Here is a 10,513-nt window from a genome sequence, read left to right as displayed (position 1 = left end):
GCTCTGGTTCGCGTTTTACTTCCTCGTCTTTTTGCCGCGCGGCGTCATCCACTGAGCGAGCGACATGTCGAACATTCCCTCTTCCAGCCACGCCGAGGGCGCCGCGGTCGCCGCGCGCATCGAGCGTAAATGGGCCGCGCTATCGGTGGCGATCATCGTGGTGCTCGTCGCCATGGTCGTCTACACGGGCCTGCACTGGGCCATGATGCCGCCCTCGCGCGTCGAGACGATCGATCCGACCACCTTGCATGTATCGGGCGAATTCATCGAGAGCAATCTCGGCAGCGCGCAGGAAACCGACGGCTCGGTCACGGTGCGCATCGTCGCACAGCAATATTCGTTTACGCCGCAGTGCATCGTCGTGCCGGCCGAAACGCCGATCACGTTCCGCGTGACGAGCGCCGATGTCGTGCACGGTTTCCTCGTGGCCGACACCAACATCAATTCCATGGTCGAGCCGGGGTACGTCTCGACCTTCAAGACGAGCTTTAACAAGAGCGGCGACCACCTCATGCCCTGCCACGAATACTGCGGGACGGGGCACGAGGGGATGTGGGCGCACGTGTTGGTGCTCGATCGCGCCGCATTCGACAAGCTCGCGGCCAACGCGCGGAGGCTTAGCTGTGCTCAATAACAAACGACTCGTCCTCGCCCACTTCTGGTTCGCCTTCGCCACCTTCGGTGTCGCGCTTTTGCTCGGCGCGTGGCAGATGTACGTGCGCAGCCCCATGCATGCGTGGCTCGGCCAGCCGGAGCTCTATTACCGGTCCGTCACCGCGCACGGCTCCGTCATGGGCTACGTTTTCCCGACATTGATTGCGATGGGTTTCGGCTACGCGATCAGCGAGCTTTCGCTCGAGCAGCCGCTCGTCGGCAAGCGCTGGGCCTGGGCGGGATGGTGGCTCGTGGCCGTCGGCTCGATCACGGCGATGATCCCCGTTTCGCTCGGCCGCGCCTCAGTGCTCTACACGTTCTACCCGCCCATGGTCGGCAACCCGTTCTACTACATCGGCGTCGTGCTCGTCGTCGTGGGCTCGTGGATCTGGGTGGCGCTGATGTCGATCAACTTGCGTACGTGGAAGCGCGCCAACCCGGGCAAGCCCGTGCCGCTGCCGATGTTCGCGAACGTGGCGGGCTCCTACCTTTGGGCATGGACCGCCGTGGGCGCGGCCGTCGAAATCTTGTTCCAGATTCTGCCGGTCGCGCTCGGGCTCAAGTCGACGATCGACGCCGGCCTCGCCCGCGTGTTCTTCTCGTGGACGCTGCATGCGATCGTCTACTTCTGGCTCATGCCCGCCTACATCGCGTATTACACGCTCGTGCCGCGCGCCGTGGGCGGCCGGCTTTATAGCGACGCGATGGCGCGCATCTCGTTCATTCTGTTCCTCGTCGTCGCGATGCCGATCGGCATTCACCACTTGTTCGCCGATCCGCAGGTGGGTTCGGGCTTCAAATTCCTGCAGTCGGTGTTTACGGCGCTCGTATCGGTGCCGACTCTGCTGACCGTCTTCACGATTTGCGCCTCGGTCGAGATCGCGGGACGGCTGCGCGGCGGGCGCGGACCGTTCGGCTGGCTGCGCGCCCTGCCTTGGCACGAACCGATGATGCTGGCCGTCGCGTTCTCGTTCGTCATGCTCGGGTTCGGCGGCGCGGGCGGGCTGATCAACATGAGCTATCAGCTCGACTCGACCATCCACAACACGCAGTGGATCACGGGCCACTTCCATCTGATTTTCGGCGGCGCGATCGTCATCATGTACTTCGCGATCGCCTACGATCTCTGGCCGCAACTCACGGGCCGCGTTCTCACGAGCGTCAAGCTGATGCGCTGGCAATTGTGGCTGTGGTTCATCGGCATGATCGTGACGACGTTTCCCTGGCACTACGCGGGCATCCTCGGCATGCCGAGGCGGATGGCTTACTTCGACTACAGCAATCCGGCGATCGCGCCGGAGGCGATTACCGTCGATATGTCGCTCGTCGGCGCACTGATTCTCGTTGCATCCGGCGTGTTGTTCTTCATCGTGCTCGCGCGAGGCCACGGCGGCCCGGCGGCCGCCCCGCAAAAATTCACGTTCAGCACGGCGGTGCATCCGCCGGCTACGCTGCCCATTGCGCTCAATAGCTTCGGCTTGTGGATCGCGTTGATGATTGCGTTGACCGTCGTCAACTATGGATATCCGATTGCACAGCTGCTGGCGCTGAACCGGACCTCGGTGCCGGCCATTTACATGGGAGGCGCGCGATGAGCACCGAACGCCTGTTCTCGCTGCGCAATCGATGGTTTACCGTCAGCGTCGGCTTGACGGCGGCGGTTGCGGTAGCCTCCATCCTGATCGGCTTCGTTTGGCTGCCTTCGGTGCAGACCGACTCGCCGTTCACGGGCCTTTGGAATGCGATCTGCAGCGCGGCCGGCGTGCCCCAGCGCTGGCTCGTGTCGACGCCCGTCACCCCGCGCGTGAAGACGAGCGAAGTCGTCGTCACGCCGACGATGTTTGCGAATGCCGATGCGCTGTCGATCGGCCGAGGTGCGACGCTCGCCTTGCGATGCTCGATGTGCCACGGGCCGCAGGGTATCAGCCAGGCCAATTCGCCGAATCTGGCCGGGCACTACGAAACAGTGATCTATAAGCAACTGAAAGATTTCCAGACGGGCGCGCGCACGAACGCGGTGATGAGCCCGATGGTGGCGGCGCTTTCGGATCAGGACATGCGCGACCTCTCGGCTTACTACGCCTCCTTGCCTAAGCTGCGTGCCTATCACCCCGCGGCGCAGCCGGTGCCGCCGATCGTCGCCTCGGGCTCGCCCATGCGCAATATCGCGCCCTGTGCATCGTGCCACGGCGCGGCCGACCACAAGACAGGCACGCCTTGGCTCGAAGGTGAGCCGGTGGCTTATATTCGCGCGCAGCTGCAAGCGTTCGCTTCGGGCGATCGCCACAACGACATCAGCGAGCAGATGCGCAACGTGGCGCGTCAAATGACGCCCGCCGAAATCGAAGCGGCCGCGCGCTACTATTCGAGCCAGCCGTAAGGCGCAACGGAAACAGAGGCTCGATGCGCACTCGTGACGCATCGGACTTGTTTTCGTACGTTGACGGCGCCGCGGCCTAATCGTGCGGCGATCCGATCAGAGTTGCGTCACCGCCTTGGCGATCATGGCGAGCGCGATGCCGCCCGCGAAAATGGCGAAGGCGCGTTGAAGATGAGCGCCGCCTAGTTTTCGGGCGACGACCCGGCCGGCGAGCATGCCGACGATCGCGCCGCCCGTGAACGGTAATGCGGCCCCCCAGGGCATGTGACCGCTCAGGCTCGCGGCGGCCACGCCCGAGGTCGACACGAGAGCGATGACCGCGAGCGAAGTCGCCATCACCCCTTCGATCGGAATGTCGGAGATCCGACGCAGCGCCGGTACGATGACGAACCCCCCTCCCACGCCCAGCAAGCCTGAAAGCAGCCCCGCCACCGCACCGGACAAGGTCAAGGCGCGAGCGCATGGGGTGCTCCATACGAGCTTGCCGCGCGCGAGATTCATGCGGCAGGCGGCCGTCCGCTCGCGATCCGCCTGCGTGGACGGTGCACGTCGCGTCGCGGCGCGATGCTGCAAGAGCATACGTGTGGCGACGTAGAGCAAGACGAGGGCGAACACCAGCATGAGCGGCGCATTGGGAACGCGCCGCGCGAGCCACAGCCCGAGCGGCGAAACGATCGCGCCGGCGCCTGCCATGAGCGCCGCCGCCTTGTATCGCACGCGACCGTCCCTGAGCGCGAGCAGCGCGCCGAGCGCGGCGGCGATCCCGACGGCGGCCAGTCCGATCGGCCCCGCCGTCGCGACGTCGATACCCAACCCGAACACGAGCAACGGCACGGCGACGATGCCGCCGCCGGCGCCCGTCAACGCGAGAATGACCCCGACTAGCGAGCCGAGCGCGGCGCTCGTCATAAGCGTATCGATCATGATTGGGGGCCGCGGATCAAGCGTGCTTGCCGGTGAGCCACTCGCGCGCTTTGAGCATGCCGTTCCAGTAGAACCACGGCAGCAGCTTCGCTTTGAGCAGCCACGCCAACTTGCTGGGTTTCGTGGGATCGAGAGGGAACGTCGGCAACAGCTTGCCGCCGTAGCCGAATTCCGCCAACACGACCTTGCCGCGTTCGACCGTCAGCGGACAGGCGCCGTAGCCGTCGTAACGGCTCGGCATCGGCAGGCCCGAACGCATCGCGAGCAGATTCGATGCGACGATCACGGCTTGCTTGCGCGCGGCCGCGGCCGTCTTCGCGTTGGGCGCCGAGCAGACATCGCCTAGCGCGAAGACATTTGCATAGCGCGGGTGACGCAGCGTTGCGTGATCGACCTCGAACCAGCCTGCCGCGTCGGCAAGCTGGCTGTCCCGGACGAAATCGGGCGCGACTTGCGGCGGGACCACGTGAAGCATTTCGAACGGTTTGGCGACTCGCGTCGTCTCGCCCGCGGCATCCTTGACGTCGAAATACGCAAGTTTGCCCGGCCCGTCGACGGCGACGAGATTCGACCGGAACGCGAGGTTGGCGCGGTACCGGTGCACGTATTTCATCAACGACGGCACGAATGCGGCCACGCCGAACAGCACGGCGCCGTCGGTATTGAATTCCACGTTGATTCGCTCGAGCGCGCCGGCTCGCCGCCAGTGATCGCACGAAAGATACATGGCCTTTTGCGGCGCGCCCGCGCACTTGATCGGCATCGCAGGCTGGGTGAACAGCGCTGTCCCGCTGCGCATCGAACGCACGAGTTCCCATGTATAGGGCGCCAAGTCGCGGCGATAGTTCGAGGTTACGCCATACTTGCCGAGCGCTTGCTCGAGCCCTTCGATGCGCTCCCACGCAAGGCGCAGCCCCGCTGCCACGACGAGGTCGCGGTACGGCACGGCCTCCCCGTTTTCGAGGCGCACGCGATTCTCGTCGGGCTCGATGCGCGCGACGGCCGCGCGTATCCAAGTGACGCCCTTTGGCATCACTTCGTTCATCGCACGCCGCGTGCGATCGACGTCGAACAGGCCGCCGCCGACGAGCGTCCAAGCGGGTTGATAGTCGTGCGTGTCGCGCGGCTCGACGACGGCGATCTTCAAACCCGGCTGCCGGCGCAGCAAGCTGGCCGTCACGGCGATGCCGGCGCTGCCGCCGCCCACGACGACGACGTCGAACGTTTCGTCCCAGGCGCACGCGGGCGCGACACCTTCGGGCGAGATCTGGCCGGCCGTTTCAGAGGCGGGGTCGTGCTGCATGGATTGCGTGGACATTTAAGTGAACTCCGGTTCAGGCGCTTGCGAGGCGGCGCCGCGTGACGAGCGAGTGAAGGGCCATGCCGGCGAGCATCGCGAGCACGAACAGCCATGCCTTGGGTTGGCCGCTCGAGGCGGCGACGAGCGCGGGGCCCGGACAGAAGCCGGCAAGGCCCCAACCGATACCGAACAGTGCGCTGCCGATGATGAGCGGGCGGTCGATTCGGTTAAGGGTGGGCCACGACATCGGCGCGCCGAGCAAGCTTGCGCTTCGGCCGCGCGCGACGGCGAACGCGATCGAGCCGATCGCCACGGCGCCGCCCATGACGAACGCGAGCGAGGGGTCCCAGCGGCCGGCGAGATCGAGAAAGCCGAGCACCTTCGCCGGATCGGCCATGTCGGAGACGATAAGGCCCAGACCGAACATCAGGCCAGCAACTAGAGCGGAAAATGCGAGCATGTCAGGTGTGGCGAATCAAGAAAACGGTTAGGAATCCGAACGACATGAAGGTGAGCGTGGCGGCGACCGAGCGAGCCGACCCGCGCGAGATGCCGCACACGCCGTGGCCGCTCGTGCAGCCCGAACCGTAACGCGTGCCGAAGCCGACCAATAGCCCCGCGATCGCCAGCATCGAAGGCGACGCGGCGATGTGAGTTTCGGGAAGTTGCGTGCCCAAACGCCACAGCCAAGGCGCGGCGATGAGACCGAGCAGAAAGGCGAGCGGTGAGGCGCGGTCGGCCGTTTGGCTATCGGCGAGACGTCCGATCATGCCGCTGATGCCGGCAATGCGGCCGTTCAGCAGCATATAGAGCGCGGACGCCGCCCCGATGAGCAGCCCGCCTGCAATGGCCGCGCCTGGCGTGAAATGCGACAGGTCGACGATCATCGTGCACCGGCCTTGCTTCTTCCACAGAAGAGCCCATACAACGTTTGCATGATGGCGATGACCTCGTTGCTGGCCAGGCTGTAGTAAACGTACTTCCCTTCCCGCCGGGAAGCGACGAGTCCTTCTTCGCGCAACACGCCCAGGTGCTGTGACAGGCTAGGCTGGTGAAGGCCGACGCTGGCCTCGAGTTCGCCCACGTTTTGCTCGCCCTGCGTGAGCTGGCACAGTAATAGCAAGCGATCTTCGTGCGCCATCGCTTTGAGCAGCGCACAACACTGCGCGGCAGATTGGCGCAGGTCGTCCAGGTTTTGTGCAGTAAGCTGGCTTTCCATGTGATCGATGAGGCCAAGTGAGTGATCAACAATATGTTGATGGACATTATATGAATTGATATAGTGTTTGGCAACATCACTTTGAACGAGAGGCTTCGCGATGCGCCCTCAGGTAGAGCCGTTCTTCGATTCCACGACATCGACCTTCACCTATGTCGTCCACGCCGGCGACGGCACCGCGGCGGCTGTCATCGACTCGGTGCTCGACTACGACCCCAAGTCCGGACGCACGTCGACGGCGTCGGCCGACCGCGTCATCGCGTTCGTGCGCGAGCACGACTTGCGCGTCGAGTGGCTGCTCGAGACCCACGCGCATGCCGATCACGTGTCGGCGGCGCAGTATTTGAAGCGCCACCTCGGCGGCAAGATTGCGATCGGCGAGCAGATCCGCTTGGTTCAGCATACGTTCAAGGGCGTGTTCAACCTCGGAGAAGACGTGCCGGCCGACGGCACGCAGTTCGATCATTTGTTCGCCGCCGATGAAGCCTTTGCCGTGGGTGCGCTTAGCGCACGGGCGCTGCACGTGCCCGGCCACACGCCCGCGGACGTGGCTTATCAGATAGGCGACGCCGTGTTCGTCGGCGACACGCTGTTCATGCCCGATGTCGGGTCCGCCCGCTGCGATTTTCCGGGGGGCGATGCGCATACGCTTTACAAGTCGGTGCGCAAGCTGCTTTCGCTGCCGCCGCAAACGCGGCTGTTCATGTGTCACGACTATCCGCCGGCTTCGCGCGACGCGAACTGCGAGACGACCGTGGACGAGGAGCGCCGGAAAAACGTGCATTTGCACGAGGGCGTGTCCGAAGATGAGTTCGTCGAGATGCGCACGGCGCGCGACCGAACGCTGTCGATGCCGGTTCTGATCTTGCCGGCAGTGCAGATCAACATTCGGGCGGGCGACATGCCCACGCCGGAATCGAACGGCGTGCGCTACCTCAAGATCCCGCTCAATGCGCTTTGACGCTGCCTGGCGCGAACGAAGCAAGGATGACGCACGTCAAGATCCCTGAGATCGACGATCCGATAATGAATGAGCGAAGGCCGGCAACATCGTCCGGCCATGCACGTTCATGGAAATGCACATGTCAGCTCCTTGTCTGCAACACGGAGAAAGCACAGCCGGCGCGGCAGAATCGGACCCTGATCGATACGCCGATCTTGAAATATCGGAAGCGCTGATCCGTCGCTTCGACATCCCGGGCCCGCGCTATACCTCCTACCCGAGCGCCGATCGCTTCGTCGCTGAATTCGACGAAGCGGCCTATCGCGGCCATCTCGCACGGCGCGCCGCCGCCGCCGAGAAGCCGCCGCTTTCGATCTACGTTCATCTGCCGTTTTGCGAATCGCTGTGCTACTTCTGCGCCTGTAACAAGGTCATCACGCGCGAGCACGGCCGGGCATCCGAGTATCTCGCCTATTTGCTGCGCGAAATCTCGATGGTGGCGCCGGAGCTCGGCGCCGATCGGCGCGCCTCGCAACTGCATCTGGGCGGCGGCACGCCGACGTTCTTCAGCATCGCTGAGTTGGGCTCGCTCGTCGATGCCCTTCATCGCCAATTCGATTTCACCCCGCATGCGGAACTCGGTATCGAGATCGATCCGCGCACTGTTACGGCTCGCACGTTGTCCGAACTCGGCGGCCTGGGCTTCAATCGAACCAGTTTCGGCGTTCAGGATTTCGACCCCGCCGTGCAAGAGGCCGTGAATCGGATCCAGCCGCTCGCGATGGTCGAGCGCGCGCTCGGCGCGAGCCGCGATGCCGGGTTCGAATCGATCAACATCGACCTCATCTACGGCCTGCCGCGGCAATCGACTGCGAGTTTCGACCGCACGCTGGACGAGGTCGTGCGGCTCGCGCCCGATCGCATCGCGCTGTACAACTACGCGCATCTGCCGGCGCGTTTCAAGGCGCAGCGGCTGATCGACGCGCGCGAGTTGCCGCCTGCGGAGGATCGATTGCGCATCTTCACGCGCGCGACGCGCAGGCTGCTCGATGCCGGGTACGTCTATATCGGCCTCGATCACTTTGCGAAGCCCGATGATGAGTTGAGTCGCGCACTGCGCAACGGCAGTCTCCAGCGCAATTTTCAAGGCTATACGACGCAGGCCGAATGCGACCTGGTTGGATTCGGTGTCTCGGCCATCGGCAAGATCGCGGGCGCATATTGCCAATCTACCCGCTCGGTGAAAACGTATTACGAACAGTTGGACACGGGGCGGTTGCCTGTCGAACGAGGACTTACGCTGAGCCCCGACGACATGCTGCGGCGTGAAGTGGTGATGACGTTGATGTGCAGTACGCCACTCGTGTATCGAGCGATCGAAGCGCGGCACGGCATCGAGTTTTCGCGCTATTTCGCCGCGGAGTTGAAGGCGCTCGCACCGCTTGAGCAGGCGGGGCTCGTCGCCGTCGGCGACGACGTGATCCGCGTGCTGACCAAGGGGCGCATGTTCGTGCGCGCGATCGCGATGACGTTCGACAGATATCTTGCACGACCGAATGCGGCCTCGTATTCCAAATTGATTTAAACCCCTTATTGACCCAAGTTAAGGTCCAGCGGCCATCGTCGCCGCACACTACCGGCTACTTCGATCGTCGTGAGGTTGTGTCGTGCCAATGCCGAAGGCTGTATTCGAACCCCTGCGTCTCAAAGGCAAGACCTTGTTGCCGATCGTGCAAGGCGGGATGGGGGTGGGCATCTCCGCGCATCGTCTAGCTGGAACCGTTGCATCGCTCGGGGCGTTGGGAACCATTTCGAGCGTCGACTTGCGTCGGCATCATCCGGATCTGATGGAAAGAACGGCGCGTTCGCGCGACCGTGCGCTGATCGACACCGCCAACCTCGAGGCGCTCGACCGCGAAGTGCGCGCGGCGCTGGCGCGCGCGGCCGGCCGCGGCGCCGTGGCCGTCAATGTCATGCGTGCGGTATCGGCTTACGCCTACTACGTGCGACGTGCATGCGAAAGCGGCGCGCATGCGATCGTCGTCGGCGCGGGACTGCCGCTCGACCTGCCTGATCTGACGGCGAACCATCCGGACGTTGCGCTGATCCCGATCTTATCGGACGCGCGAGGCATCGGGCTCGTGCTGAAGAAGTGGATGCGCAAGCAACGTTTGCCCGACGCGATCGTCATCGAGCACCCGCGCTACGCGGCGGGGCACCTTGGGGCGCCCACGCTAGACAGCGTCGCCGATCCGCACTTCGCGTTTCCTGAAGTGATCGAAAGCGCGCTCGGTTTGTTCAAGCAACTCGGGCTCGAGCGCGAGCGCATTCCGCTCATCGCAGCGGGCGGCATCCATACGCATGAACGGATGCGCGAGCTCATTGCGCTCGGCGCGGCCGCCGTGCAACTCGGCACGCCGTTCGCCGTGAGCGAGGAGGGCGATGCGCACCCGCACTTCAAGCAAGTACTCGTCGAAGCGAGGCTTGAAGACATCGTCGCGTTCATGAGCGTAGCCGGACTTCCCGCGCGTGCGGTGCGCACGCCTTGGCTGGCCGATTACTTGGCGAAGGAAGCGAAGCTCCAACGCGTGGCGAAGCCGCGCAAATGTGCGGTCGGCTTCGATTGCCTGCAGCAGTGCGGGCTGCGCGACGGCATCGCGAAGCACGGACAGTTTTGCATCGACATGCGCCTTGCTTACGCGCTTGGCGGCGACGTCAAGCGAGGACTCTTCTTCCGCGGGTCGGAGGCGTTGCCGTTCGGGCGCGAGATTCGTCCCGTGCGCGATCTCATCGCTTATTTGATGACGGGAGCGATGCCGGCCTGAGCACAGTGAAACGCAAGAAGCTCCTCTTGACATCCTCCCCTGCCTGAAGGCAGGGGATTCCTACCGCGTCTGAAATGATGATGCCTACCTCAGATCGCCTCGGCAGGTTCCTGCTTCACGGAGCGGCCCGACTGCACCGGCTCTCCACAGGCTGCAACGCGGTGTCCCCGCGCCAAAATGTTGAGCGCGCCGACAACATCGGCGTTCTCTTCGTAACCGCATTCGACACAGGCGAACTTCGCCTGTGTGGTCCGGTTATCCGCGCTCA

At 64.2% G+C, this 10,513-nt stretch carries 12 protein-coding genes; 6 read left to right on the top strand and 6 right to left on the bottom strand.

What is annotated here, in order from left to right; genetic code table 11:
• Window positions 1-64: 64 nt before the first annotated feature.
• From ACTHNR_RS13450 to ACTHNR_RS13440, 3 genes are read left to right on the top strand one after another with little or no spacing between them, the layout of a single operon-like run.
• Window positions 65-634 carry a cytochrome C oxidase subunit II gene (locus ACTHNR_RS13450; RefSeq protein WP_440548147.1) on the top strand — a complete coding sequence of 190 codons (570 nt, stop codon included), beginning with the start codon at window positions 65-67 and terminating at the stop codon, window positions 632-634.
• Window positions 624-2,249 carry a b(o/a)3-type cytochrome-c oxidase subunit 1 gene (locus ACTHNR_RS13445; protein WP_440548146.1) on the top strand — a complete coding sequence of 542 codons (1,626 nt, stop codon included), beginning with the start codon at window positions 624-626 and terminating at the stop codon, window positions 2,247-2,249. Before ACTHNR_RS13450 ends, ACTHNR_RS13445 begins: the two co-directional genes overlap by 11 nt.
• Window positions 2,246-3,034, top strand: a complete 789-nt coding sequence (locus tag ACTHNR_RS13440; protein ID WP_440548145.1) for a c-type cytochrome — start codon at window positions 2,246-2,248, stop codon at window positions 3,032-3,034. The genes ACTHNR_RS13445 and ACTHNR_RS13440 overlap by 4 nt, the downstream gene beginning before the upstream one ends.
• Before the next feature lie 96 nt (window positions 3,035-3,130).
• Here ACTHNR_RS13440 and ACTHNR_RS13435 read toward each other — a convergent pair whose 3' ends face one another.
• From ACTHNR_RS13435 to ACTHNR_RS13415, 5 genes are read right to left on the bottom strand one after another with little or no spacing between them, the layout of a single operon-like run.
• Window positions 3,131-3,958, bottom strand: coding sequence for a sulfite exporter TauE/SafE family protein (locus tag ACTHNR_RS13435; RefSeq protein WP_440548144.1), 828 nt, complete (start codon window positions 3,956-3,958; stop codon window positions 3,131-3,133).
• Between the two features lie 16 nt (window positions 3,959-3,974).
• Window positions 3,975-5,276, bottom strand: coding sequence for an NAD(P)/FAD-dependent oxidoreductase (locus ACTHNR_RS13430; protein WP_440548143.1), 1,302 nt, complete (start codon window positions 5,274-5,276; stop codon window positions 3,975-3,977).
• A gap of 16 nt (window positions 5,277-5,292) precedes the next feature.
• Complete coding sequence (locus ACTHNR_RS13425; RefSeq protein ID WP_440548142.1) at window positions 5,293-5,718, bottom strand: DUF6691 family protein; 426 nt, start codon at window positions 5,716-5,718, stop codon at window positions 5,293-5,295.
• Between the two features lies 1 nt (window position 5,719).
• Window positions 5,720-6,145 carry a YeeE/YedE family protein gene (locus ACTHNR_RS13420; RefSeq protein WP_440548141.1) on the bottom strand — a complete coding sequence of 142 codons (426 nt, stop codon included), beginning with the start codon at window positions 6,143-6,145 and terminating at the stop codon, window positions 5,720-5,722.
• Window positions 6,142-6,477: an ArsR/SmtB family transcription factor gene (locus tag ACTHNR_RS13415; protein WP_440548140.1), complete on the bottom strand. Its 336-nt coding sequence runs from the start codon at window positions 6,475-6,477 to the stop codon at window positions 6,142-6,144. Before ACTHNR_RS13415 ends, ACTHNR_RS13420 begins: the two co-directional genes overlap by 4 nt.
• Before the next feature lie 100 nt (window positions 6,478-6,577).
• Between ACTHNR_RS13415 and ACTHNR_RS13410 the strand changes: the two genes are divergently transcribed.
• The 3 genes from ACTHNR_RS13410 to ACTHNR_RS13400 all read left to right on the top strand — a co-directional run bounded on the left by ACTHNR_RS13410 (window position 6,578) and on the right by ACTHNR_RS13400 (window position 10,245).
• Window positions 6,578-7,438 carry an MBL fold metallo-hydrolase gene (locus ACTHNR_RS13410; protein WP_440548139.1) on the top strand — a complete coding sequence of 287 codons (861 nt, stop codon included), beginning with the start codon at window positions 6,578-6,580 and terminating at the stop codon, window positions 7,436-7,438.
• A 121-nt stretch (window positions 7,439-7,559) separates the two neighbouring features.
• A complete protein-coding gene (hemN, locus tag ACTHNR_RS13405) occupies window positions 7,560-9,005 on the top strand; it encodes an oxygen-independent coproporphyrinogen III oxidase (protein WP_440548138.1) in 1,446 nt (481 codons plus the stop codon).
• Window positions 9,006-9,093: 88 nt separating this feature from the next.
• Window positions 9,094-10,245, top strand: coding sequence for an NAD(P)H-dependent flavin oxidoreductase (locus ACTHNR_RS13400; protein WP_440548149.1), 1,152 nt, complete (start codon window positions 9,094-9,096; stop codon window positions 10,243-10,245).
• A gap of 89 nt (window positions 10,246-10,334) precedes the next feature.
• Here ACTHNR_RS13400 and ACTHNR_RS13395 read toward each other — a convergent pair.
• A partial coding sequence (locus tag ACTHNR_RS13395; protein ID WP_440548148.1) for a zinc ribbon domain-containing protein occupies window positions 10,335-10,513 on the bottom strand: 179 nt, incomplete at its 5' end.

Origin of the sequence: Trinickia sp., assembly GCF_051954495.1 — a bacterium.
In the GTDB taxonomy this organism is placed as follows: Bacteria; Pseudomonadota; Gammaproteobacteria; order Burkholderiales; family Burkholderiaceae; genus Trinickia.
This window is presented reverse-complemented; position numbering and strand designations above follow the sequence as displayed.